Annotated in this window: 24 protein-coding genes; 13 read left to right on the top strand and 11 right to left on the bottom strand. The window is 48.0% G+C overall.

What is annotated here, in order from left to right; translation table 11 throughout:
• Nucleotides 1-31: 31 nt before the first annotated feature.
• The 6 genes from gmhB (at nucleotide 32) to RYL88_RS01130 (ending at nucleotide 5,145) form a co-directional block, all read left to right on the top strand.
• The gene (gmhB, locus tag RYL88_RS01155; RefSeq protein ID WP_314988619.1) at nucleotides 32-556 is read left to right on the top strand and encodes a D-glycero-beta-D-manno-heptose 1,7-bisphosphate 7-phosphatase; all 525 of its coding nucleotides are present in this window, start codon (nucleotides 32-34) and stop codon (nucleotides 554-556) included.
• Nucleotides 553-1,539: an ADP-glyceromanno-heptose 6-epimerase gene (gene rfaD, locus RYL88_RS01150; protein ID WP_314988618.1), complete on the top strand. Its 987-nt coding sequence runs from the start codon at nucleotides 553-555 to the stop codon at nucleotides 1,537-1,539. Before gmhB ends, rfaD begins: the two co-directional genes overlap by 4 nt.
• Entirely contained in the window at nucleotides 1,532-2,935 is a 1,404-nt protein-coding gene (gene rfaE1 / locus RYL88_RS01145) for a D-glycero-beta-D-manno-heptose-7-phosphate kinase (protein ID WP_314988617.1), read from the top strand. Before rfaD ends, rfaE1 begins: the two co-directional genes overlap by 8 nt.
• Nucleotides 2,925-3,491 carry a D-sedoheptulose 7-phosphate isomerase gene (gene gmhA / locus RYL88_RS01140; RefSeq protein ID WP_314988616.1) on the top strand — a complete coding sequence of 189 codons (567 nt, stop codon included), beginning with the start codon at nucleotides 2,925-2,927 and terminating at the stop codon, nucleotides 3,489-3,491. The genes rfaE1 and gmhA overlap by 11 nt, the downstream gene beginning before the upstream one ends.
• A 90-nt stretch (nucleotides 3,492-3,581) precedes the next feature.
• Nucleotides 3,582-4,844, top strand: coding sequence for a DNA repair protein (locus tag RYL88_RS01135; RefSeq protein WP_314988615.1), 1,263 nt, complete (start codon nucleotides 3,582-3,584; stop codon nucleotides 4,842-4,844).
• Nucleotides 4,837-5,145, top strand: a complete 309-nt coding sequence (locus RYL88_RS01130) for a YolD-like family protein (RefSeq protein WP_314988614.1) — start codon at nucleotides 4,837-4,839, stop codon at nucleotides 5,143-5,145. Before RYL88_RS01135 ends, RYL88_RS01130 begins: the two co-directional genes overlap by 8 nt.
• 769 nt (nucleotides 5,146-5,914) lie before the next feature.
• On the opposite strand, the gene RYL88_RS01125 is transcribed toward RYL88_RS01130, so the two are convergent.
• The 8 genes from RYL88_RS01125 to RYL88_RS01090 form a co-directional block, all read right to left on the bottom strand.
• Nucleotides 5,915-6,598 carry an SMI1/KNR4 family protein gene (locus RYL88_RS01125; protein ID WP_314988613.1) on the bottom strand — a complete coding sequence of 228 codons (684 nt, stop codon included), beginning with the start codon at nucleotides 6,596-6,598 and terminating at the stop codon, nucleotides 5,915-5,917.
• Nucleotides 6,599-7,099: 501 nt separating this feature from the next.
• The gene (locus tag RYL88_RS01120; protein ID WP_314988612.1) at nucleotides 7,100-7,558 is read right to left on the bottom strand and encodes a DIP1984 family protein; all 459 of its coding nucleotides are present in this window, start codon (nucleotides 7,556-7,558) and stop codon (nucleotides 7,100-7,102) included.
• A gap of 18 nt (nucleotides 7,559-7,576) precedes the next feature.
• Nucleotides 7,577-8,257 carry a GNA1162 family protein gene (locus RYL88_RS01115; protein ID WP_314988611.1) on the bottom strand — a complete coding sequence of 227 codons (681 nt, stop codon included), beginning with the start codon at nucleotides 8,255-8,257 and terminating at the stop codon, nucleotides 7,577-7,579.
• Complete coding sequence (locus RYL88_RS01110) at nucleotides 8,247-8,801, bottom strand: DUF4810 domain-containing protein (protein ID WP_314988610.1); 555 nt, start codon at nucleotides 8,799-8,801, stop codon at nucleotides 8,247-8,249. The genes RYL88_RS01115 and RYL88_RS01110 overlap by 11 nt, the downstream gene beginning before the upstream one ends.
• A gap of 9 nt (nucleotides 8,802-8,810) precedes the next feature.
• Nucleotides 8,811-9,479: a CsgG/HfaB family protein gene (locus RYL88_RS01105; RefSeq protein ID WP_314988609.1), complete on the bottom strand. Its 669-nt coding sequence runs from the start codon at nucleotides 9,477-9,479 to the stop codon at nucleotides 8,811-8,813.
• A 107-nt stretch (nucleotides 9,480-9,586) separates the two neighbouring features.
• Nucleotides 9,587-10,750: an exodeoxyribonuclease VII large subunit gene (gene xseA, locus RYL88_RS01100; RefSeq protein ID WP_314988608.1), complete on the bottom strand. Its 1,164-nt coding sequence runs from the start codon at nucleotides 10,748-10,750 to the stop codon at nucleotides 9,587-9,589.
• The gene (ubiE, locus tag RYL88_RS01095) at nucleotides 10,744-11,460 is read right to left on the bottom strand and encodes a bifunctional demethylmenaquinone methyltransferase/2-methoxy-6-polyprenyl-1,4-benzoquinol methylase UbiE (RefSeq protein WP_314988607.1); all 717 of its coding nucleotides are present in this window, start codon (nucleotides 11,458-11,460) and stop codon (nucleotides 10,744-10,746) included. Before ubiE ends, xseA begins: the two co-directional genes overlap by 7 nt.
• A gap of 10 nt (nucleotides 11,461-11,470) precedes the next feature.
• The gene (locus tag RYL88_RS01090; protein WP_314988606.1) at nucleotides 11,471-12,889 is read right to left on the bottom strand and encodes a CHAD domain-containing protein; all 1,419 of its coding nucleotides are present in this window, start codon (nucleotides 12,887-12,889) and stop codon (nucleotides 11,471-11,473) included.
• 143 nt (nucleotides 12,890-13,032) lie between these two features.
• Here RYL88_RS01090 and serC point away from each other — a divergent pair, with 143 nt between their 5' ends.
• The 3 genes from serC to RYL88_RS01075 all read left to right on the top strand — a co-directional run bounded on the left by serC (nucleotide 13,033) and on the right by RYL88_RS01075 (nucleotide 15,898).
• Nucleotides 13,033-14,109, top strand: a complete 1,077-nt coding sequence (gene serC / locus RYL88_RS01085) for a 3-phosphoserine/phosphohydroxythreonine transaminase (protein ID WP_314988605.1) — start codon at nucleotides 13,033-13,035, stop codon at nucleotides 14,107-14,109.
• A 250-nt stretch (nucleotides 14,110-14,359) separates the two neighbouring features.
• Complete coding sequence (locus RYL88_RS01080) at nucleotides 14,360-15,157, top strand: hypothetical protein (RefSeq protein WP_314988604.1); 798 nt, start codon at nucleotides 14,360-14,362, stop codon at nucleotides 15,155-15,157.
• Between the two features lie 201 nt (nucleotides 15,158-15,358).
• Nucleotides 15,359-15,898 (top strand): hypothetical protein, encoded by a 540-nt coding sequence (locus tag RYL88_RS01075; RefSeq protein ID WP_314988603.1) that lies wholly within the window; start codon nucleotides 15,359-15,361, stop codon nucleotides 15,896-15,898.
• A gap of 545 nt (nucleotides 15,899-16,443) precedes the next feature.
• On the opposite strand, the gene RYL88_RS01070 is transcribed toward RYL88_RS01075, so the two are convergent.
• From RYL88_RS01070 to dnaG, 3 genes are all read right to left on the bottom strand, one after another.
• The gene (locus tag RYL88_RS01070; RefSeq protein ID WP_314988602.1) at nucleotides 16,444-17,046 is read right to left on the bottom strand and encodes a restriction endonuclease; all 603 of its coding nucleotides are present in this window, start codon (nucleotides 17,044-17,046) and stop codon (nucleotides 16,444-16,446) included.
• A gap of 1,159 nt (nucleotides 17,047-18,205) precedes the next feature.
• Nucleotides 18,206-19,192, bottom strand: a complete 987-nt coding sequence (locus tag RYL88_RS01065; protein ID WP_314988601.1) for an argininosuccinate synthase domain-containing protein — start codon at nucleotides 19,190-19,192, stop codon at nucleotides 18,206-18,208.
• A complete protein-coding gene (dnaG, locus tag RYL88_RS01060; RefSeq protein WP_314988600.1) occupies nucleotides 19,189-20,862 on the bottom strand; it encodes a DNA primase in 1,674 nt (557 codons plus the stop codon). The genes RYL88_RS01065 and dnaG overlap by 4 nt, the downstream gene beginning before the upstream one ends.
• Nucleotides 20,863-20,925: 63 nt before the next feature.
• Between dnaG and RYL88_RS01055 the strand changes: the two genes are divergently transcribed.
• Genes RYL88_RS01055 through aroC form a run of 4 tightly spaced genes read left to right on the top strand, consistent with a single transcriptional unit; the run spans nucleotide 20,926 to nucleotide 24,245 of the window.
• Nucleotides 20,926-21,951 carry a hypothetical protein gene (locus RYL88_RS01055; protein ID WP_314988599.1) on the top strand — a complete coding sequence of 342 codons (1,026 nt, stop codon included), beginning with the start codon at nucleotides 20,926-20,928 and terminating at the stop codon, nucleotides 21,949-21,951.
• A complete protein-coding gene (gene rnhA / locus RYL88_RS01050; protein WP_002946043.1) occupies nucleotides 21,929-22,366 on the top strand; it encodes a ribonuclease HI in 438 nt (145 codons plus the stop codon). The genes RYL88_RS01055 and rnhA overlap by 23 nt, the downstream gene beginning before the upstream one ends.
• Entirely contained in the window at nucleotides 22,366-23,034 is a 669-nt protein-coding gene (gene rnc, locus RYL88_RS01045; protein WP_314988598.1) for a ribonuclease III, read from the top strand. The genes rnhA and rnc overlap by 1 nt, the downstream gene beginning before the upstream one ends.
• Nucleotides 23,031-24,245, top strand: coding sequence for a chorismate synthase (gene aroC, locus RYL88_RS01040; protein ID WP_314988597.1), 1,215 nt, complete (start codon nucleotides 23,031-23,033; stop codon nucleotides 24,243-24,245). Before rnc ends, aroC begins: the two co-directional genes overlap by 4 nt.
• Nucleotides 24,246-24,834 lie beyond the last annotated feature (589 nt).

Here is a 24,834-nt window from a genome sequence, read left to right as displayed (position 1 = left end):
AAATTTAGATTTTTTTTGTATAATTTTCGCCATGGATAAAACGAAGCTTAAAACGCAACCGCAAAAGGCGCTATTTCTTGATCGCGACGGCGTGATAAACGAGGATGCGGGCTATGTTTATAGACGCGAGGATTTCGTTTTTAAAGAGGGCATTTTTGCCGCTTTGAGGGAGTTTGCACAGGCGGGCTACGCGCTAGTCGTGGTGACGAATCAATCAGGCATCGGGCGGGGCTACTACACGCTGGAGCAGTTTAGCGAGCTTTGCGGGTTTATGCTTAGCGAGTTTGAAAAAAAGGGCGTAAAGATAGAGAAAATTTACTTTTGTCCGCACGCGCCGGAGACTCTTTGTAGCTGCCGCAAGCCAAAGCCAGGCATGCTGCTAAAGGCCGCAAACGAGCTAAATATCGACCTTGCGCGCTCAATCATGATAGGCGATAAGGATAGCGACGTGCAGGCGGGGCAAAGCGCGGGCGTAGGGGTAAATTTAAAGCTCGGAGACCGGCTAAAAAGCGTGGCTGAGGCGCTAGAGTTTTTAAAAAAAGAAGGAAAAATATGAAAGATATAAAAAAGGTCGTAATAACGGGCGCTGCGGGCTTCATCGGCTCAAATTTGGCGCATTATTTCGATGAAAATTTAAAAGACGTAGAAGTGCTCGCCGTGGATAAATTTAGAAGCGATGAGAAATTTGGCAACGGTAACTTAAAAAGCTTCGGGCATTTTAAAAATTTGCTCGGATTTTCGGGCGAAATTTACGAGGGCGACATAAACTGCGCAAAAACGCTAGCCATGATCGAGAAATTCGCTCCCGAAGCAATCTTTCACGAGGCGGCGATCTCGGATACCACGGTAACCGAGCAAGGCGAGCTCGTAAGGACAAATCTAAATAGCTTTAAAGACTTGCTAGATATCTGCGAAAAAACGGGCGCGCGCATGATATACGCGAGCTCGGGCGCTACGTACGGCAACGCAAAAAGCCCGCAAAGAGTGGGCGAATGCGAAGCGCCAAATAACGTCTACGGCTTTTCAAAGCTAAAAATGGACGATCTGGGCCGAAAATACGCTAAAAAGGGCGTAGCGGTCGTGGGTCTAAGGTACTTTAACGTTTACGGCGCGAGGGAGTTTTATAAAAACAAGACCGCCTCGATGGTGCTGCAGTTTGGTCTGCAAATTTTAAGCGGGAAAAATCCGCGCCTCTTTGAGGGTAGCGATAAAATCAAACGCGACTTCGTCTATATAAAAGACATCGTGCAAGCAAACCTGCTAGCCCTAAACGCGCCAAGCGGCGTGTATAACGCGGCTACGGGCACGGCAAGAAGCTTCCAAGAGATCGTAGATATCTTGCAGCGCGAGCTGGGGTCAAATTTGCCTTGCGAATACATCCCAAATCCGTACGCGCGCTCATATCAGTTCCATACGCAAGCCGACATCGAGCCGACTAAAAAGGCGCTTGGCTACGAGCCTAAATTTAGCCTAGAAGAGGGCATAAAAGACTACGCGGCCGAGATAAAAAGGATATACGAGGAAGAGATAAATGCGTGAAGTGCGTGCTTTAGTCGCGGGCGATCTGATGCTAGATCACTACATCTGGGGCAGCTGCGAGCGTATCTCGCCCGAAGCTCCCGTGCAAGTAGTAAAGATAAAAAACGAAACCAAACGCCTAGGCGGAGCGGGCAACGTGGTGCTAAATTTGCTCTCGCTAGGCGCAAAAGTGGGCGTTATGAGCGTGCTAGGCGATGACGAGACGGGCGACGAGATAGAGCGGATATTGCGGGAGCAGGGCGCTAAACCCGAGTTTATCAAGCGCGAGATCGGACGCACGAGCTCGATAAAAAGCCGCGTGATGGCGACGCATCAGCAAGTCGTGCGAATCGATAAAGAAAGCGTCGAAGCCGTAACGTGCGAGGACGAGCTAGCGGCAAATTTCGCCCGTGCGCTAGAGAGCTACGACGTCGCGCTGCTATCAGACTACGGCAAGGGCGTGCTGACGCCGTCGCTGTGTCAAAAACTCATAAAGGCATGCGCGGATGCGGGCAAACCCGTGCTCATCGATCCAAAAGGCGCGGACTACTCGAAGTATAAGGGCGCCACGCTGCTAACGCCAAATAAAAAAGAAGCGGGCGAGGCCGTGGGCTTTAAAATAGAAAACGACGAGCAGCTTTTTACGGCGCTAAATTTACTAAAAAACGAGCTAAATTTGACCCATTCGCTGATTACGATTTCAGAAGAGGGCATCGCGCTTTTAGAGGACGCTCAGGCGGTTAAATTTCCTGCTCTGGCAAAAGAGGTCTTTGACGTCACGGGCGCTGGAGATACGGTGCTAGCGACGCTGGGCGTGATGCTGGGCGCCGGCGAAGGCATCAAAAAAGCGATCGAGACGGCAAATTTAGCCGCCGCGGTCGTCGTGGCCAAAGTCGGCTCGGCAACGGCAAGCTTTGAGGAGATAAACGAACTCGTACGCCGTAAAAACGCGGCGGGCTTCGAGGAGAAAATCAAAAGCGCGGACGAGCTAGCCGCGACGCTAGCTAACCGCGGCGAAAAGCGGCTGGTTTTTACAAACGGCTGCTTTGATATCCTGCACGCGGGGCACGTGAGCTATCTAGCTAAGGCGCGGGAATTTGGCGATATACTAGTCGTCGGACTAAACTCGGACGCCTCGGTGCGCGCGCTAAAAGGCGACGCTCGTCCCGTAAACGCGCAAGCCGACCGCGCTACCGTGCTAGCGGCGCTTGGTGCGGTTGATTACGTGACGATATTTGACGAGCTTACGCCTCTAAAATTGATCGAAAAACTGCGTCCCGACGTGCTCGTAAAGGGTGCGGACTACGAAGGTAAAGAAGTCGTCGGCAGCAGCGTCGTAAAAGACGTGCGGCTAGTGGAATTCGTAGCGGGCAAAAGCACGAGCGCGACGATAAAAAGGATAAAAGATGAAGACTGAAGAGATGATAAAAAGCGAGCTAGAGGGACATCTAGCCACGATAAAAGCGACATTTGCACTGGAAGCTGACATCAAAAAAGCCTGCGAAACGGCGGTAGCGACGCTAAAGGCGGGCGGTAAAATTTTGCTTTGCGGAAACGGCGGAAGCGCAGCGGACGCGCAGCATATCGCAGCCGAGCTAACGGGTCGCTATAAAACCGAGCGTGGCGCGCTAGCGGGCATAGCTCTAACGACCGACACCTCAGCGCTAACGGCGATCGGTAACGACTACGGATATGAGTTTGTTTTCTCGCGTCAGCTGGAGGCTCTGGGCCGCGAGGGCGATCTGCTCATCGCGATCTCTACTAGCGGAAACAGCGGCAACGTGCTAAAAGCGCTCGAGCTAGCGCAAAAAATCGGTATCAAAACGATCGGGCTAAGCGGCCGCACGGGGGGCGCTATGAACGAGCTTTGCGAGCTAAATTTGGTCGTGCCGTCAAACGACACGCCGCGCATCCAAGAGATGCACATAATGATAGGGCATATCATCTGCCAAGCTATCGACGATGCGTTTTAGGCTAAATTTAAAAGCATTTGCGGCGGCGGAGCCAAATTTAACCCGCCTTGCCGCCTTTTAAGCTTGTTGCACTAGCAAATTTAACTACTTATGAAAACCCAAACTCCAGCCTACGCCGTCATCGATCTAAAATCCTTCTATGCCTCGGTCGAGTGCGTGGAGCGAGGGCTTGATCCATTTGAGGCAAATTTAGTCGTCGCCGACGCCACTAGAGGCGAGGGCAGCGTGTGCCTGGCTGTTAGTCCCGCTCTAAAGGCGCTTGGCGTAAAAAACAGATGCAGGCTGTTTGAAATACCTAAAAATATCAAATACATCATCGCGCCGCCCAGGATGCAGTTTTACATAGACTACGCGGCTAAAATTTACGGCATCTACCTAAAATACGTCGCCAAAGAGGACATCTACGTCTACTCCATCGACGAGGCGTTTATCGACCTCGCCTCGTATCTAAAATTTTACAAAATAGAAGCCAGAGCCATGGCAAAGATGATAATGGACGACATCCTAAAAACAACTGGCGTAACGCCCACCTGCGGCATGGGGACAAATTTGTATCTAGCTAAAATTGCCCTTGACATCCTAGCTAAGCACAGCGAGGATAATATCGCCTTTTTAGACGAAGCGCTATATAAAGAAAAGCTCTGGACGCATCAGCCGCTAAATGATTTTTGGCGTATAGGCAAGCAAACTAGGGCGAAGCTTGAGAGATACGGGATATTTTGCATGAAGGATATGGCAAACGCGCCATTTAACCTGCTAGAAAGAGTGTTTGGCATCGACGCCTACATCGCGCTAGATCACGCAAACGGTATCGAGCCTACCACCATAGCCGATATCAAGGCCTATAGGCCCTCAACCAAATCATACTTTAGCTCGGAAATTTTACCTAGAGACTACGAGAGGCTAGAGGCTCTAATCGTGCTAAAAGAGATGACCGATAGGCTGGCTCTAAAGATGATCAACGAAGAGGTGCGGGCTAGCGGGCTCACGATAAATATCAAATTCGCCGACAAAAACGAACCCGCGCAAAGAGCTACGGTAAGGTTTAAAACCCCGAGCAATATCGCTAGCATACTCATGGACGCGGCGCAGGAGCTATATCTAAAAAAGATAAAAAACGCAGGCCTCATCAGGCAAATCGGCATATCGTCAAACGACGTCGTAAAGGAAGGCAAAACTGAAAGAAGCCTCTTCGAAGAAGAAAACGCAAAAGAAAAAACGGTGCTAAAAACCCTAAATAAGATAAAAGAAAAATACGGCAAAAACTCCATCCTAAGGGCCATCGACCTGCTACCGGAGGCCACCGGACGAGATAGAAACAAAAAGATAGGAGGACACAAAAGTGGTGAATAAAGATAGAGCCAAGATCTTTAGCTCGTTTAATCCCCTCTCGACCCTAGAAAAAGCCCTAAAAGCACAGGAGCGAGAAAAGAGCGAAAAGCTAGATCTTGACGAATCAAAAATAGAAGAAATCCTAAATAAAATAGGCAAACTAAAGCCCGCCGACAAGGTAAAAATCACATACCACGACGGGCAGGGCTACGCGAATATAGAGGGGCTGGTCTCAAACGTAAACTTAACGGATAAGAGCCTAACGGTGGTAAAAACGAGGGTCAAATTTGACGACATTTACGCGGTCGAAGTCGTTTTATAAACGTCGATTTTATATTTATGCTTTGTAAGACCGCTTTTAAAGAGATGAAACAACCTTGAAATTTTAGACAAGATACCGTCTGGCGCTTGCCGTGAGGTGCGAAGCATTTGTAGGAAATTTAGGCGCCGACAAAATATAGCTTTGAAGAAACGAGGACGCTTTAAAGGGCATTTGCGAAATCTCGGCGCGCGGTTATAAAAAGCCCTTTTGGATAAATTCGCGGCAAAGCCTAAGAAGCGCTAAATTTATCGCCCAAGATAGCCTTCATAAAGCAACCGCTTAAGCAAGGGGCATTTATCCGCAAGGATAAAAAGCTAGCAAAAGGGATAAACGGGCTGGCTCGGCGGCTAGGAGTTTGCGGGTCTAGCGGCGGTAGGGCGAGATTTGCGCTTGGTTGCGGATTTTTGGGTTTGTTTTGAGCCGTTTAAATTTGCGAGATTAAGCCAAGCGCCAGGATTAGCAAGAAGCGCTCCCTAGCATTAAATTTAGCCGCTCTAAATTTAAATAAGTTTGGATGGGTGCCCGTAAATTTAGCCGTTTTCACTGCCGTTTCGCGCTTAATCAAATGCGGATTAACAGGGCGTTTTATGGATTTTTGATGCTTTGCTAGATTAAATCCAAATTTGCGCTTCGTTGCGGCTTTGTTTTTGCGCGTCCGAGCGTTAAATTTACGGCCGAATTTAGGCGTATTTTTAAGGCGGATTAAAGCGCTAAAAACTCGCCTTTCATATCCGCCAAGGCTAAAGCTCCGCCGAACTCGCGCCTGATTTTACTTCCAAAGGCTCCTTATCCAGATCAAAAATTCGTCCTTAGGTTCGTTGTCGTCCATATCTGCAGGCGTCGCGACCTCAAGCGCCGTTTGCGGGATCGTCGTTTTAAAGCGCTCCCGCACCCACTGCTTAAACGGCTCGTTTGGATGTACGAAAAGCTCGTCTTCGTCGCTATTTGGCGGCGAGCTAAAAGCCTCGCTCCAGCATATCTCGTCGTATCCTATCGCAAGTAGCCGTAAAAAATCAAGCCCGTTACGAGTCAAAACGCAAGTCATCGTCGAGCCCGAACCAGAGCCCATATGTACGATCTTAGTCTCGCCCGCATCGTCCATCCACAGCGCGCACATCGAGCCGTCTTTGCCGCTACTTGCAAATACGCAAAGTCTGTTTTTTATCTCTGCGTCTAGCTCGCGCTCTTTGCCGTAAAACCAGTAGCTAAGCCCCAGATCGCCGCTCTCCGGCTCGCCGGCGAAAAACGCGATGTCCGTGCCGCCCTCGCGCTCATCATCGCTCCAGCTCTGCTGCAGCCGATCCTGCGGATAGAGATAGCCGCGTCTGCGCCCATCCTCGTCGCTCGCAAAAGCGTTTGCCTCTATCCACGTATAAAGCGCCTCGATCTCGCTTGGCACTCGCATACCCTGCGGTAACGCCTCGCGAAGCTGCTTTAGTAATAAATTTTCCATTTTTCTCCTTGTGCGCGAATTTACCCTGCGACTTTACGATTTTTCGGCTAATTTTAGGCATTTACCGCGCTACTATCTTGCCTTGGCAAACCGTATTTTAAAAGCCCTCGCGCGTTAAATTTAGCATCGCTTTGATTTTTAAATTTATACGCTTGTAGCGAGTCTTATTTTTGGCTCAAATAAAAGTCATAAAACCAAGCGCGCTCAAAATCGCCGCTAAATTTTGCGTTTTATCGCGGCGCTACTCTTTGGCCTTGAGGCAAGCCCGCAAACCGCGCCGTAAAATCAAAATTTCGTTTTAAATTTCCCCGTTCCCGCCCTCGGTATCGCTAGATCAGCATTAGGTAGTTACATTGCGCAGTCACATTGCCCCTGTAAATTTACTGAAAATAAATCGTAAAAGGGGTGCGCCCGTTTCCGCGAGCGGTAGGGTTCCGTTGTAGGGAAGGTTTTCATGCTCGCCTCTTGCGATACTTACCCGAAATTTTAAATTTAACGGTTTTAGCTTTCGATCAGATCGGTCTGCCAATTCGCGCCTTGTAGCGTCGTGTCAAGCTGCCTGATCTGCTTTGCTAGCTCATCAACCTGCTTTTGCAGCGCCGCGACGTCGACCGTGCTTAAAATTTTAATCTCGCTACGCGAATATGTATCGATCTTTTGCGCGGCAACTTGCGCGAATGTTCGCAGCGCACCCGCTTTTAGCGTGAGTACGTCGCGCTTGGCGATTAGCTCGGTTAGGCTTTTGCCGTCTGCTTTTGCGGTGCAGTTAGTTAAATTTATCCGAACTATCAGGCGCTCAAGCTCGCCCGTGAGCGCGTCTAGCTCGGCTAGTAGCGCCTTTGGCTCTTCGCTAGGCTTTTCTCCCTCTTGCACCTTTGCATTGTACGCGAGCCTTGATTTTAGCTGCTCGATGCGTTTTTGTATGTCGGCGCGCAGTATCAGCGCCTCGGCTAGTTTCATTTTCGTCCTTTTTAAAATTTATTTGCCGCTATTTAGCTGCCGATCTTGTCCGTAGCGCGGCGAATATGGGCCGTAAAGCAAGCAGTCGCGGCAATCGGTGCTAAACAAAATCGCGTCCGCGCGCGCCGATAGATCAAAGCTCGCGTCCGAGACTGAGTCGGCGATCTGTTTAACTAGCGCGGAGACTAGCATGCCGATGAGATCGCCTCCGCCTCCGCCCGAGTCGTTTGCCGCCGCGGCGCTTTTTTGCCAGAGTACGGCGCCCGTGTTTAGATCCACTAGAGTCGCCGCTACGCTCACACGCGTTACGCTGTTAATCAGCATGTACGAGGTGCCGTAGTCCGCGACGTTTAGATACAGCGCGGCATCAGCGCCAAATATCTGCTTAAGCTTGTGCGCAGAGATCTGCGCGATCTCTGCGGCGTCGTAGATGCCGTTGTTTTTAAAGGTCTCGTTTACGAGCGCGGGCGAAAATACGTAATACCCCGCCTCGCTAAGCGGATAAAGCGCGTTTGCCAGCACCGCTGCGGAGGCCTTTATCTCGGCTGAGTCGCTGGTCGGCATCACGACGACGATCGAGCGAGGTTTGGTCTGTAAAAACGCCGAATAGTCGTAAATCTGCGGCTGCGATCCTGCGCACGCTCCCAAAAACAGCACAGCAAACGCGCCAAGAAGCGCTGATTTTATTTTATTTTTCATTTTGGCTTCCTTTTGCGGTCTTGCTAGTTTTGGCTTGTTTTACTTGCTTGTTTTTCAAATTTTGCTTGCTCGTTTGCTCGTCTAAATTTGAGCTTTTGTCGCTTAAATTCGGCTCGCTCGCGCCTGCTTTTTCCTTCGTCTGCTCGCCTAAATTTGCCTCAGTTTTGCCTGCCGCGCCCTTGGTTTTGCTATTTTGATTTAGCAAAAACATCGCGTAGTCGCGCGACTCGGGATAGAGCTCGGCCTCTTTTTCGACGTAGGCTTTAAATTTCGCCCCGTTTCCTTGCGAAAGATAGAGCAAACCTAGATGCGCGTGCAGTCCGGGCGGAACTTTGGCGGCTCTTTGATAGGCTTTTTGCAGGCTCTCCTCGAGTGCGACGATCTGTGCGCCTGCGTCGCCTTCTTCGGTTAGGTACTCGTAGACCGAGCTCGTGTAGGCGCCGTCCCAGTAGTATAGCTGTCTAGGCGAGTCGTCCGCGCAGCCCGAGAGTAGTAGGGCGGCGGCGGAGGCGAGCGCGAAATTGGCTAGTGTTTTAAAGCGCAAAATTTATCCTTATTTCGCGTTAAAAGCGCCGCTTTCAAGCCCGTGCGTTAGGTTATTTACGGCCTCGATGATGGCTAGGCTTAGCACCTTGCCGTTTAGCGTAGAATCATACCCGGCGCTACCGCCAAAGCCTAGCACCTCGCGGTTTGAGAGCTCGTACTCGCCGGCACCTTGAGTAGAGTATATCACCTCGGAGTTTTTCACGTCCACGACGTTAAGATTTACTTTCGCGTAGGCGGTTTGCGTTTTGCCTTTGCCAAGGATACCGAAAAGCTGATGATCGCCCGTAGTTTTGCGGCCAAACTCCGTCACGTCGCCCGTGACTACGTATCTTGCGCCTTTGATGTTTTGCGCCTCTTTGCTTAGCGCGCTTTCCTCTTTGATGGCGCGCATGTTGCTGCGGTCAAGCACCGAAAAGCGCCCGCTTTGCTGTAAATTTGAGATAAGGATGGTCTGAGCTTGGTTGCCTAGTCTGTCCTCGCCGTCTGAAAAAACGCCGTTTTGGTATGATGACTGGTTGCTAAAGCGGCCGATAGAAACGGCGATCTTTTGTCCTTGATAGGCGGCGCTTGGGGTTTGAACTTTCGGCGTTTCGACTACGCGAGAGCTCTCCGTCGCGCAGCCGGTTATTAGCATCGCGGCGCACGCAGCTAGTAAAAATTTTACGTTCGTTTTCATATCGCTCCTTTAAATTTTGATTTGCGTTATTATCTTACTATTTTTAGCTTAAAAATTTTTAACCTGCCTAAAATTTTGAATCGCGGCGTCGGCCGGATCAAATTTGGCTATAAAATTTCCGCCTCTTTGCTTGCGTTTACCGAGCTTAGCGCGATGCGGTCGCCGGGTTTTAGCTCGCTTAGATTTACGGTTTTGCCGTCCTTTTGTACTCGGACGAAATTTGAAATCTGCGCGAAAAACGACTCTTGCTGCGCGTATGCGGCGCTAGCGAGCTTGAGCGCGTTTTCAAATTTGAGCAGTTTGGTTTGCACGGCGGCGTCTAAAATCTGCCATAAATTTAGCAAAATTTGCTCCTTGCGAGCGATTTTTTGCTCTAGGCTAGCTTGCGCAAATCTCGCTCTCATCATCGCTAGGGCGTTAAATTTACGCTCCCAAACGCGCACAAAAGCCGCGTCCATAGCCTCTACGGCTCGGTCGATGCTCTGCATTAGCTCGCCCATATCAGGCAGTAGCGCAGCCATCGCCGCGCTTGGGGTCGGAGCGCGAAAGTCCGCCGCAAAGTCGCTGATCACGTAATCAATCTCGTGTCCGACGGCCGAGATCACGGGCGTGCGCGCCGCGTAGATCTCGCGGGCTAGATTTTCGTCGTTGAAGCACCACAGATCCTCTCTGCTGCCGCCTCCTCGCGCTAGCACGATCGCATCTGCACCGCTGGCGCCCGCTCTTTTTAGCGCGCGTATTAGCGAGGCGGGCGCGGTTTCGCCCTGCGTTAGCGAATCAAAAACTATGATTTCCGCCAGCGCCCAGCGCTGCGAAGCGATACGTAGCATGTCTTGCAGCGCGGCTGATGTTTTTGAGGTAATAAGCGCGATTTTGCGCGGAAATTTAGGCAGCGGTTTTTTGCGCGAGATATCAAAAAGCCCTTCGCTCTCAAGCCGCGCTTTTAGCTGTTTAAACGCAAGCTCGAGCTCGCCCTCGCCGCTGGGGCGTATGAGGGTTGCTATAAACTGATAGCTGCCGCTTGGCGAGTAGAGCGAAATTTTGCCGTAGAGAGCGACTTTCATGCCGTCTGCGACGTCAAATTTGAGCTTGGCGGCGTTAAATTTATAAATGACCGCCGAGATCGCGGCCTTTTCGTCTTTTAGCGTGAAGTACCAGTGGCCCGAGCCGTGCCTCACTAGCCGCGAGATCTCGCCCTCTACCTCGACGTACGAAAACGTCGTCTCAAGCAGCGTTTTGGCCTGCTCGTTTAGCTCGCTGACGCTTAGCACTCACGGGCCTTTTGCGCGATGAAAAGAGTAGAGATATCCATCGAAAAGCTCTTGCAAAGGCGCATCTCAAAGCCTGCAGCAGCGAGCTCGTCCGCAAAGCTTTTAGCGTCTAAAAAGCCCTCGATCGAGCTTGGCAGGTACTCGTAGGCTTCTTGATTTTTGGAGATAAAGCCGCCTATTTTAGGCAAAATTTTACTTAGATAAAAGTCGCGAACGCCGGTTAAAAGCCCGCTTTTTTTGCGTTTGGTAAACTCTAGCACCACGACATACCCGCCCGTTTTTAGCACTCTGTTAAACTCTCTTAGCGCGGCCTCACGCTCGACCACGTTTCTGATGCCGTAGCTGATGCTAAGAACGTCCACCGAGCCGCTATCAAGCGTCGTTTGCGTCGCTAGCGCCTCGATAAATTTAAACTCGGGGAATTTTTGCTTGGCGACTGCGAGCATGCCGCTTGAGGGATCGACGCCGATTAGATTTTCGATTTTTGCGTTAAACTCGCCCGCCGTCTTTTGCCAAAAGCCCATCATATCGCCCGTGCCGCATGCGACGTCTACGATATTTACGCTTGAGTCTTTGAAATTTGACAGCACCGTTTTGCACGCGATCTTGCGCCAACTCACGTCCGCGCCCATGCTTAGCACGCGGTTTGCCAGGTCGTAGGTAGGCGCGATGTTGTTAAACATCTGAACTATTTTTTCTTGTTTTTCCATTTTTTTCTCTTTAGATATAGTAGATTTTTAAGCCGTGCGAAAGCCTTGTGAGGCTTTTGAAAATTTTAGGCTTTGAGTCTAAAATTTCGCTTCGCAGCTCGTAGATTTTTTTGTAAATTTTAGCTTGGAGTTTATCTATGCGCTTTTGCTCGGCACCGCTTTTTACGTGCGCTAGCAGGCCTAGCCAGATATCGGCGTCTTGCAGCGAGCCAAAGGTTTCTTGTAAAATTTTGCTCTTTTTAAAGCATTTTTTAGCCGCAGCAAAATCAAAGCCGCCGCCGAAAATCTCGCTTAGGTATCTCAGCCTTTTTATCTCGATGCGGCACTTGTGAAACTGCGCGTTTTGGGTGGTTTGGCTCAAATTTGAGAGAGATTTTTTAAGGCGTAAAATTTGAGCTCGTATGGATTTTGCCGCGAGTTTTTTTATCGGCGCGTCTCCTAGCTCGCCTTTAAAAAAGTCGCTTCCCTCGCGTAAAAATACCTCCCAGTCGCGCAAAATTTCGTTTGCTTCGTCGCTTTGTAGCTCGGCTTGGACGCTTTTGGCTAGGGCTTTGCTTAAAATTTCTAGCTCGCTAGCTAGCCCTTCAAAGCCTTTTTGGCTTTTTAAAAACTCGCAAAAAACGTCTATATCGCGCTTTTGGTTAGTTAGCTCGGCTAGTTTTTTAAAATTTAGTAGAAAATAACAAGCCGTTTTCCGGTCAAAAACGGGAGTGAAAATTTTAAATAGCGAGCGCGTTTTGCGTAGATTTATGCGGATCTGATGCAGCGCTTCGGCATCGCTAGAGCTCGTGTACTCGCTCAGGTGTTTGTTTAGCGCCGTAAAAATCTGAAAAAACACCGTCCGCATCGCATCCATCGCGCCGATGTAGCTTGGTAAATTTAGCTCCAGCTCGGGACTATTTTGTAAAATCTCAATGCTCTTTTGCGCGTCGAAACTGTCCTGCGGCAAGCCAAAAAGCGCTAAATTTTTATTTTTATAGCGTTCGTCTTCTGTGACCTCGCCGGTTATGTGAGCGGCGATAAACTCGGGCGGGCTAAACTCCGCGGCCTCACGCTCGCCGCTAAACTCGGCCTCGAAAGTAACAAGCCCCTCTAAAGCGCCGTGAAAAATATCGACGTTGCAGGCAGTGCCGTCAAGCGCAAATAAAAATCTCGTCTTTTTTATCGGAGCGGCGACTACGTTTTTTAGGGCTTTTTTGAAGCTTTTGGCGTCCGTTTCGCTCTCATTTTCCTCGCGCGCTAGACCGATGCCAGATTTTTGCGTGATAGTAAAAACGCCAGAAGCCTCGCGAAATCTAATCTCCTCAAGCGGAGTGATTTTGACGTAAATTTGCGTCACCTCTTTTTGCTGGACGTCGATGTCGCGGGCTTTTAGCTCGTTTATGACGGCGGCGTCACGCAGGATAAATTTACGCTCGATCTCTATCAAATTTCGCTCCTTAATATGAAAAATTGTATCAAAAGGTAGCTTAAAGTGTAAAATTTGCGTGCTTTTGCCGCCGACCTTGAGACGCGAAATGATTTTTTAACGCAAATAACGCTAAAATCAGCTCAAATTTGAAAGGAGTTTGGATGAATAGAAAGCTAAATTTTAGTGCGGGCCCTTCGGCTTTGCCTCTTAGCGTGCTTGAGCGCGCGCAAAACGAGCTCACCGACTATCAGGGCAAGGGCTTTTCGATAATGGAAATCAGCCACCGAAGCAAGATTTTTGAAGAGGTGCACTACGGCGCGATGGCTAAGGCGCGCGAGCTATACGGCATAGGCGAAGAGTATGACGTGCTATTTTTGCAAGGCGGCGCGCATTTGCAGTTTGCGATGATACCGCTAAATTTAGCCGCCAAAGGCGTCGCGCAGTATGCCGACACGGGCGTCTGGACGAGCAAAGCGATCAAAGAGGCCGCAAACGTCGGCGCAAGATACGAAGTGGTCGCTAGCAGCAAGGAAACCTCCTACGACCGCATCCCTGAGGTTAAATTTAGCGATGACGCCGCATACGGCTACGTCTGCACGAACAACACCATCTACGGCACGCAGTACCGCGAGCTGCCTCGCTCCAAAGCTCCGCTAGTGGTTGACGCATCGAGCGATTTTTTCTCGCGTCCGGTTGATTTCACGGACGTGGGGCTGCTATACGGCGGCGCGCAGAAGAATGCCGGCCCAAGCGGCGTAACCGTCGTCATCATCCGCAAAGACCTGCTAGAGCGAGCCTGCATGGATCGCACTCCGACGATGCTTCGCTACGATACGCACGCTACTGCTGCGTCGCTATATAACACGCCGCCGACGTTTGGTATCTATCTGCTAAATTTGACGCTGGGCTGGGTGCAAGAGCAGGGCGGTCTAGCAGCGATAAACCGGATCAACGAGCAAAAGGCGGCGCTGCTTTACGGCGCGATCGACGGTTTGGGCGGCTTTTACAAAGGTCACGCGCAAAAAGATAGCCGCTCGCTGATGAACGTTAGCTTTACCATCGCAAACCGCGAGCTGGAGGCGGCCTTTATCTCCGAGTCCGAAAATGCGGGTATGCTGGGTCTAAAGGGGCACCGTCACGTAGGCGGAATCAGAGCCTCGATATATAACGCCGTGAGTATCGAAAACGTGCGAACTTTGGCTGAGTTTATGAAAGAATTTGCTAGGAAAAACGGGTAAATTTAACTAGACGCGCCGCGCGAGTTTAGCTTTTTTCGGGTAAATTTATTAAGCCCGAGGCTAAATTCGGCTGTGCGTCAAATTTGGATTTTTACTCAAATTTAAGCGGCTTTGGCTTGGGAGCGGCCGCTTAAATTTGCTTTGGTTTTACGGCGAGCCAGTCTTAAATTTACCGAGTTAAATTTAGCTCGCGCTTGTCTTTTGTTATGCATTTTAAATTTGACTACGTGAAGCGAAATCTGGAGAAAATTTGAGAAACTACGACGAAAATCCGATAATCATAAACGACTACGGCGCGCTGTTTTTGGCGGGATGGTATATTATTCTTTACTCGATTCTCGTTTTTGTATTTGCTTTTAGCGACTATGGGCTTTTATACCGCATTTATCTTATTGCTTTGCCTGCATCTTTTTTATTATTCTGCTTATACAATACATACGTTTTCGCACCGCGAGTTTTTAAACAAAAACCGAGCTTTTTTAGATTTTCTAGCGAGCAAATCTATCATATAGAGTATGTCTACGTAAACAAAGTAGAGAGCAAGGAGAAAATCGTCCTCGTAAAAGACGTGGAAAAGGTCTATTTTTGCGTTATAAGCGAGCTTGATAGGAGATACGGCAGGTTCCACTTTTTTACACCGTATCAGCTCTATAAAAAGTCCTCTATCGGCGTGCATTTTAATAAAACGAAGGACTTTATAAGATATCTTTTAGTTTATTTGATATTTGCGCTGCCGTTTAAAATCTATAAACTCAAAAAATCCGGCGAACCGCTGTGGCTACTGCGTAAAAATTTTGTCATCAGGATGAAAAATAGAAATTACTTTTTGGTAAATTGCTATAGTAGAGATGATTATTTTGAGCTGTTGCGATATTTTCGGGCAAACAAAATCCCAGTGGAGGACAAGACGAAATTTATGCCGCAAGCTCAAAGGACCGCGATATTTTTCGAGGACAAACACGAGGTTTGGAGCGACGATCCAAACGACACGGAAATACCAAAAGACGACTGGAAGCGCAAGATGAGGCGGTTTTTTAGTTTGGAGTAAATTAGGCTTGAGTTTTTTGTCAAATTTACATATAAATTTGCTTTTAGTTCGCCGCTAAATTTTAACTACGTTTAGCTAAATTTACATATCTATTTTTAAAACGTAAACGCGCAGACGAGAAGATTTTTGAAATTAAAAAATATTTAATTAAGCAAAAAATCTATTTTATAAATGTATAATAAATAAAAAATAGGAAGAAAAATGGAAAAAGAAAAATACGAAGAAAACGTAGAGAATGAATTTGACGAGGAATACGACAAGGAATTATACGACGTGATGCGTATAGAGACTGCCGACGGTAGCGGAGCGTATATAGAGATAGTCATGCCCAAAACGCTTCTTAGCGTAAAACGTGCGAAATATATCGGCGGGTTATTTGAGATTTTGTTTCAAATCGTTATGCTTAGCGCATCTGTTTATTTGATGTTAATCGGTAATAATTATTCGTTTATCGGCATATTAGGTATTTTTTATTTTATAAAAATTTACTTTTATTCGTATTTTATAAAAAAGATATCCTGCTACGATACTTTTTTAAGTATTTATTATTTGTTTAGAGAAAGAAGCGTAGATTATGAAGAAATAAAATACGTTAAAATTATAAATAAATATATGATTATAAAAACCGTCGATTACGTATTTTATTTTGCGAGAATTAATTTATCGTTATTTAATGCTGGCGATATTAAAAATTTGGAAGAGTTTTTAATCAATAAAAACGTAAAGATAATGAAGCGATAAATTTAAGCGTAGACGTACCGACAAAAAGGCGAAAAGTTTCTTAGATTTGCGATGTTTATGGTTCATATCGCATTTTCACTTTTAGCGACGCGGTTGGTCGCCGGGTGCTATTTGTATTATAATTTTGCGGCGAATTTACCGGTACCTATGGGCGTTTTGAGCGAAATTTTAGGCGACGTATTGATCGGTATCGCGATATTTCCGTCTCAATTTTACTCCGCAAAGCTTGATTTATGCGGGACGCCTAGATATGCGAATTTTAGTTTTAGTAAATTTATAATTGTAATCTTCGTTTTTCCTATCGTAATCGGAATTTTATTTGATATTGGGTTTTTATTAAAAATAATAATGTTTATAAAGCATTATATAGATCGCTTTGTTATTTTCGTAGATAACGAATGCGTCGCAAGTGCCGTGCGAATGCTTGAGGCGGCGGCGGTTACGATATTTACCGTCAAATATTTAATATATTATTTTTTGATTATATTTTTTACTGCATATTGTTAAGTATAAATTAATTATTCGCCTTCAAATGCTATGAAAGTTTAAATTTGGCCTAAAGTAGCCGTTTGCAATCTTTTCTCGCGCCTACGCCTTAGGATTTGAAAAGCCTCAAATGCGAGTTTAGCTGCCAAAACCGCGATGAAAATATGTCTAAATGCATAAATTTTGCCTAAAATTTTATGTTTTTTAACGAGTTTTAGCGCGAGCGATTTAAACGCCTGCATGGGTTTTGATTTTAACTCGCCGACTAATTTATCTTTTAGCTCGCAAAGCAAGGCTAAGGCGACGTCTTTTGCGTATTCTCGTATCTTGGGCGAGGGGCGTTTTAGCGTTTGCTGCTTTTGCGCGGTGCCGTAAATTTCATCTAGTTTTCGCATAAAATTTTGTCGCGCGTCTTTGCCTTTTAGTATTTTTTCGCCGGCTTGGCTTATCTCGTATATCCCGCGTCCGGTTTTTACGACTAGCCTTTGCGGAGGCGGCAAATTTAAAATCGCTACGCTTGCGGCTAACGCATTTATGATCGCGTCGGCTTTGCTTTGCGAGGCGTTTATGCTTTTTGCTAAAAACGCCGTTATTTCCTTTCTGCTCGCCTTTTTTCTATCGTTTAAAAACTGCGCCGTTAAAAACAATCCTTGATAATCCATTGCAAAAACTTTCATATTATATTAAATTGAGAATTATACTTAAAATATATCAAAATAAAATAAAATCTGAAAATATTTTGGTTTTATCACGGTTAAATTAAGTTAAGGCTTGTTTTGGCTTAAAATTACGAAACAGCAAGCGGATTTGGGCCGAATTGTCGTTTTAAAGCCCGTAAAATAAGAAAAGGCGGGTTTTTGCGGCGCTTTGTTATAATTGGGATTTATGGTGCGCGGCAGCTATAAATTAACGGCAAAATACCGTAAGCGTCCGTTTTAAGCTTACTTTTTAGCGCGCAAATACGCAAAATCAAGGCGGTAAAATCGTTAAATTTTCATCCGAGTAGATAAATTTAGGCTATTTCGCGCTTGGTGTGGATGAAAATCATAAAACATTGCGCGCGTACGAGCCGTGCAAGCAAACTGGCACAAACCGCCGCATATAAATTTGGCTGCGATTAATAGCAAAAATCTTACAAAGAGCGTTTTGGCGAAGCTGTGGGGCTTTAAAGAGCAAAACCTAGAGTTAAAAATCGCTTGGGCGCCTAGATTTGCAGCATTTATAAATTTAACCGCTTGCAAACGAAAAATCGCCGCTATGCAAGCTAAATTTAGCTCAAAAAGTAAGCTAAATCTTAAAAATAAAACCCCGTCACCGGGTGCGTCCCCTAGCTAAATTTAGCTCAATAAATAAGCCAAATCAGCGCGCGATTGATATACCACTTAAAATCGCATCTTTTAAATCGCCGCCAAAGGCTTTTTGCAAGTGAAATTTAGCTTTTACCGCAAGAGTGAGTTTTACGACTTTGCTTGCTTTAGGCGCGCTATGAGGGTAAATTTAAGCCAAGAAAGCGTCTTTATTAATGCTTTTAAATTTGCGTCTAGTCTTTTTTTGCTTGCGTAGATTAAAGCCCAAAGTCCGGTTTTAGCGCCGATGGTTTTGGCTAAGCGACCGCAAGCTAAGGCAAGATACACTAATGCAACTTGCGGTTAAACCGCCCAATTTAGCCGCCAAATTTAGTCGGTAGGTTACTTTTTGCGGATGATTTTAAAACCCAAAGCCCTTAAATTTAGCTTGCGATTTTAAACTATCTCGCGCATTTTTTAAATTTAACCCGCAAAATTTAACGCGGACACGCAGCTTTAATCTAAACGCTTAAATCTAATTTACGAAAAACTCCTGCGCGGGCTCTTTGCTCTCAAAAGGCTTCACGCAAATTTCGCGTTCGCCGATCCTAGCTCGCACCGCCGCATCCTTATCCGCCTTGGTATAAGCAAGCGCCAGCCGCACGGCAAACTCGAGATCAGACTCGTTAAATTTAGCATCCACGAGGCTAGTCGCGCCCACGATATCGCCGTCAAATTTGATCTGCGTAAATTTAGGATTATTTAGAGCTAGCAGTTTATCGTTGTCGTTTTCGTCGCGGCCGATGACCATTTTGGTGCCGTTTGCCAGGCGCAGATGCCGTCCGATACGCAGCAGCTGCATATCCGCGCTAGTCATATCCGGATCAAATTTGATGAAATCTTTGATTTTATTTGAAAAGCTCTCGATCGTGAGCAAGCACCCGCCGCCGGGCGTCTCAAATTCGCTAAAGCCAAATTCCTTAGCAAGCGCGAGCTGCCTTTTGCGGTCGCGCCCGCTGATGCCTAGCAGCTTACTGCGATCGACCCAGCCTTCGCGCTCGGGCTTTGTGGGTTTCATCAGCTGCGCGGACATCGGGCGCAAGATGAGGTCGTCCTCGTCGCCCGCAGCGTTTTTGACCTGCGCCATCGCGTCGCGCCTCTGGCTCATCGGACGCTGGCCGATCACCTCGCCCGTCGCGATAAAGCTAGCGCCCTCCGCGCTCATCATCGCAAGCGCCGTTTTAAACATATATCCGTGGCAGTCGATGCAGGGGTTAAAGTGCTTGCCGTAGCCATGCTTTGGCGTAAAAAGCACCTCGCGCAGGTATTTGTTTCTGATATCTACGATCTTAAACTCGGCTCCGGCTTCGTTCGCGCGGCGGCGTAAAATTTCCGCCTTTTTCTCGTCGCCGCTAAAGCCGATGTCGATGTGGATCGCCGTAACTTTTATGCCTTGGCTGGTTAGAAGCTTGATAGAGATCATACTGTCAAGCCCGCCGCTAAACAAAACTAATGCTTTCATTTTTTAAGTTCCTTTAAAATTTCGTTGATTTTTTTTAGTATCGGTTGCTTTTCTTCTAGCGAGATTTGCGACGCCGAATACTTTTTGTATAAATTTTTATAAAATCTTGTTTTAAAAAATTTTAGATTTTGTAAAATTTCCTCCTCGTTTTTAAATGCCTCGTATTTTTCAAATATTATCTCGCGCACGGACGGATCGTTCGCGTCCGCTCCCGCCGCGATCGCTTCGTAGACCGCCCTGTGGCGCGCGAAATAATCGGGCTTTAAATTTTCTAAAATAAATTTTTTTAGACTCTGGTTTTCTATCATCGTTTTTAAAATTTGGATTTCTAGCGGGTCTTTGCGTCCTGAGTTCGCGCGGAAATTTTGCGTTTCGTAGCCCTGCGCGTTTTGCTCAGTCTCGCCGTAGCTTTGCCGCGTCGCCGAATTTGATTCGCGAGAGAGGCGAAACGACCCCTCGGCTATCTTTAAAATTTTAGCCACGAGCGGCGCGTAGGAGTTTGCGACGACGGGTTTTAGGCTTGCCGTAAAGGCCTGGATCGCTTCTAGCGCTTTTTGCTTTTGCACGGGGCGCGATAGGTCAAAGCCGCTAGCTAAATGCCTGATGTAAAATTCTCCTATCTCCGTGCCGCTTTCAAAAATTTGCCGCAGATACTCTATCTTACCCGCGACGACCATATCGGCGGGATCTGCGCCGCCCTCGATAATGACGACGCTGCCGTCGATTTCGTTTTGCGCGAGCAGCAGAGCGGACTTCGTCGCGGCGTTTATGCCTGCATCGTCGCCGTCAAAGCATAAAATAACGCTAATCTCGCCGCGTTTTAAAAGCGGCAGGTGCTTGGTAGTTAGCGCGGTTCCAAGTACGGCTACGGCGTTGCTAAAGCCCGCTTTGTGCAGCATGATGACGTCCATGTAGCCTTCGGTGATTATGATTTGATTTTTGGCGAAAATCTCGCGCTTTGCCAGATGGTAGCCGTAAAAAAGCGTTGATTTATCAAAAACCGCGGACTGGGGCGAATTTACGTATTTAGCCGGGTTGCCGCTGATCGTACGTCCGCCAAAACCAACCAGCCGTCCCGCGTGCGTGTAGATGGGAAAGGTGATGCGGTTTATGAAGCTAGCGTAGATGCCGTTTTCGTTTTGCTTTACGATACCGACTTCTAGGGCTTCTTTGGGCTCGATTTGATCGTTTTGCAGTAGCCTTATCGTCTGCGCACTCTCAGGCGCGAAACCTAGTTCAAATTTATCTATTAGCTCGTCGGTTATACCGCGCGAGTAGAGATAACTGACGGCCGCTGGCGTTTTATATAGCAGCGAGCGGTAAAAGGCGTTTGCGTTTTCTAGGATGTGCTTATTTTCCTTCGCCGGTTCGCCGCCGCGCACGTAGTTTAGCGTGAAATTTTGCAGTCCGGCGATCTTTTCGACGGCTTCTGGGTAGCTTAGCTTTTCGTAGTCCATCACGAATTTGATCGCGTCGCCGCCGGCTTTGCACGAAAAGCAGTGAAATATCCCGCGCGACGGGCTCACGCTCATGCTCGGGTTTTTATCGTCGTGAAACGGACATACGCACACGAAGTTCGCTCCGCTTTTTTTTAGCGGCAGATAGTGCCCGACGATATCTGCGATATCGGTTTGCGCTTTTAGTCTTTCTATTGATTTTGGATCGATCATAAGCGAGATTATACAATCGTTTTGCTATAATCGGCGTTAAATTTGACTTTAGAAAGCGGCATTTTGGATATATTTTTTATCGAATTTAGAGACCCGATTTTCGGCCTCGTGGTACTAGTCGCCGCGGTGCTAATTATCGCCGTTTTTAGCTACGCGTGGGGCGTTTTTAAGAGCAAGGACGAAAAGGCGGAGATCGCGGGATTTTTGAAAAAATTCGGCAAATCTCAAGGCCTGAGCGACGAAAACAAGCAGCTTTTGATAAACTCGGGCGCAGATACGGCTACGATGTGCTTTTTGGCGGGGACGTTTTCAAAAAGCGGGTATTTTGAAAAGGCTATCAACGTCTATGCCGTGGCTTTGGAGCGGGCCAAAAACCGCGCGGCAAAGGAACAAATTTTTACCGATCTGGGTCAGACTTATTTCAAGGCGGGCTTTTTAGAGCGCGCAAAAAGCGTCTTTTTAGAGGCGCTAAAAATCTCTCCGCGAAATCAAATCGCGCTAAAATCGCTAACGATAATTTTCGAAAAACTAAAAGACTACGAGGGCGCGCTGCAGGCCTTGGACGCGCTGCAAGAGCTCGGCGAGGGCGTGAGAGCGCAGACGGCCTACATAAAGGCGCTGCAAATTTTAGCGGATAAAAGCAGGGATGAAGCAGGCAAAATCGGTGAAATTTTAGCTCTAAAGGACGAATTTGCGCTCGTGCGGCGTATGGCGATGGAGAGGTTAAATTTAAACGGCTCGGGGCTTAAGGATTTTAGCGATTTCCCGCCGTTAGGGGACGTTTTGGATTTGGTTTATTATCAAAATACGCCCGTAAATTTAACCGACCCCGAGTATAAGAGCCTATTTTTTATCAAAGGCATGAGCGACGAGGACGGCGCGCCGCTGGGTTTTGAGCTAGAGGTTTTAAAGAAGCTAAAAGCGACAAACTACGACAAAGCCGCGCTTAGCTTTAACTACGTTTGCAAGAGCTGTAAAAACGCCTTTCCGATGCATTTTTACCGCTGTCCGATGTGTAGCGAGCTAGGCAGCGTGCAAATTTTGCCTCACATCACGGAAAAATCTGATGAAAACAGTATGCCTTTTTAGCGACGGCTCGTGTCTGGATAACCCGGGCCCCGGTGGCTGGGCGTACATCCTAGAGTACGGCGAGCACAAAAAAACAGCAAGCGGCGGCGAGGCGCACACGACGAATAATCAAATGGAACTGCGCGCTGCGATCGAGGGGCTAAAAGCGCTAAAGCAGCCCTGCCGCGTGAAGCTCTACACCGATAGCTCATACGTCGCAAACGCCGTAAATGCGTGGCTAGAGGGCTGGGTGAAGAAAAACTTTAAAAACGTAAAAAACGTCCCGCTGTGGCAGGAGTATCTGGCCGCTAGCGAGCCGCACGAGGTTGAGGCGATCTGGGTCAAAGGCCACGCCGGGCACCCGCAAAACGAGCTTTGCGACGAGATGGCGCGCGAGCAAGCCGTAAAGATAAAAAATAGCTTAAAAGGCGAATAATGCGAAATTTGGAAGAGAAATTAGATTATAAATTTAAAGACGAACAGCTGCTAAAAACCGCGCTCACGCACAAAAGCGTAAAAGGCGGCGCAAACAACGAAAGGCTCGAGTTTTTGGGCGATGCGGTGATGGATCTGGTGATCGGGGATTATCTTTTTCACAAATTTTCGCGCCTAAGCGAAGGCGATCTGAGCAAACTAAGAGCCGCGCTCGTAAACGAAAAAAGCTTCGCCGAGCTGGCTAAATATCTAAATTTGGGGCAACTCATCAACATCTCGCAGGCCGAGGAGCACAACGGCGGACGGTTAAAAGCCTCGATACTCTCGGACGCTTTCGAGGCGCTGATGGGCGCGATCTACCTAGAAAGCGGCTTTGACGCCGTACGCGCAGCCAGCCTAAAAGCATTTGAGAGATGCTACCCTGATATAAATTTCGACCGCATGGTCAAGGACTACAAAACCGCACTGCAAGAGCTAACTCAGGCGCGCTTTGCGGAGATACCAAAGTACGTGCTAGTGGGCTCAAAAGGCCCCGATCACAAGAAAGAATTTGAGATTGCGCTAATGCTAAACGAGCGCGAGATCTCGCGAGCTGCGGGCAAGAGCAAAAAGGAAGCCGAGCAAAAAGCCGCCAAAACCGCGCTTGAGATTTTAGGAGAGGGCAAGTGAATACCTTCGGACGCAAACTAACGCTAACGACGTTTGGCGAGAGTCACGCAGCGGCGATAGGCGGCGTGCTAGACGGCTTTCCTGCAGGCGTGCGTATCGATTTAAATTTTATCCAAATCGAGCTTGACAAACGAAAACCCGGCGGCTCAAAATTTGCCACAGCAAGGAGCGAAGGCGACCGCGTGGAGATTTTAAGCGGCGTGTTTGACGGGCTAAGCACGGGCACCCCGATCGGTTTTATCATCAGAAACGAAAATCAAAAATCGGGCGATTACGAAAATTTACGCGAGCTCTTTCGTCCGGGGCACGCCGACTACGCCTACTACCGTAAATACGGCATCCGCGACCACAGAGGCGGCGGACGCAGCTCGGCTAGAGAGACGGCCGTGCGCGTGGCGGGCGGCGCGATAGCTCAAATTTTGCTGGGCGAATTTGGCGTCAGCGTGCAAAGCGGAGTGGCTAGCGTGGGCGAAATTTCATGCGGCGAGCGATTAGACTTTGATCTCGCGGCGCGATCGGAGATATTTTCGCTGGGTAACGAAGAGGCGATGAAAGAGGAAATCCTAAAAGCCAAACAGGGGCACGACAGCGTCGGAGCTAGCGTCGTCACGGTTATCCGCGGCGCGCCGGCGGGGCTTGGCGAGGGGCTATACTATAAATTTGACGCGGCAATCGCGGCTGCGATGATGGGCTTAAACGGCGTCAAAGCCGTAGAGATCGGCGAGGGCGTGAACGCGAGCAAGATGCGCGGCAGTCAAAATAACGACCCAATGAGTGCGGCGTATGCAGGCGTAAATTTGGGTGCGGACGGCTTCGCTCGTGACGGCGCGGACGAGCCGGCAAATTTAAACGGCGGCAAATTTAACGAATGTAAAAGCGAGGCGGACGGCGCAGCTTGCCGCGGCTCAAATTCGGACGAAAAATTCGGATTCGCCTCAAATCACGCGGGCGGAACGCTGGGCGGTATAACCAGCGGACAAGAGGTCGTGATAAAGACGCACTTTAAGCCCACTCCGTCGATATTTTTACCTCAGCCGACGCAAAATGTGCGCGGGCAGGACGTAGTCTGCGAACTGCGCGGGCGGCACGATCCGTGTATCGGCGTGCGCGGCAGCGTCGTAGCTACCGCGATGGCAAGGCTAGTGACGGCTGATATGCTGCTTTTAAATTTGAGCGCAAATCTTGCAAATTTAAAGAAAATTTACAGCTAACTCCAAGATAATCGCACTCCAAGCAAAGCTGAGTAAAACGGACACTACGCGCGTCAAATTTGCGATGATTTTTGCGCGCGTTTGGACGAGCTAGCCGTAAATTTCGGCTACGAATACGTAAAATCCCGCCGCGAAATTTATAAAAAATCTGGCATTTTTGCGCAAGGCAAAGACGTTTGGTAAATTTATGTCTACGATATAAACGGCGCAACAGTCACATTAATATAAAAAATTCTCGTACGGCGGCTTAGAAAATTTGCTCGCTGACGCCGTAAAATATCTAAATTTATACAAAAATCATAGAAAATAAAGCACGGAAGGGCTAGGAGCGCGCAATGCTTGCAAAGCGGCTGCGAGATTAAATTTACGCCGATTTACGGGGCATGCCTGTACCCGCGTTTATATTTTCGCGTCCTTTTAAAATAAAATCAAAAATCAGCCTACTTTTTGCCTAAAATTTGTAAAATTAGCCCAAAAAAGGATAAAAAATGAGCCAAAAAACGCTAACGATCATCGACACTTTCGGATTTTTTTTTAGACTTTACTACGCGATGCCCGGCCTTAAAAACAAAGAAGGCAAGCCAAGCGG

It is taken from the genome of uncultured Campylobacter sp. (genome assembly GCF_963517995.1).
Lineage (GTDB): Bacteria > Campylobacterota > Campylobacteria > Campylobacterales > Campylobacteraceae > Campylobacter_A.
This window is presented reverse-complemented; position numbering and strand designations above follow the sequence as displayed.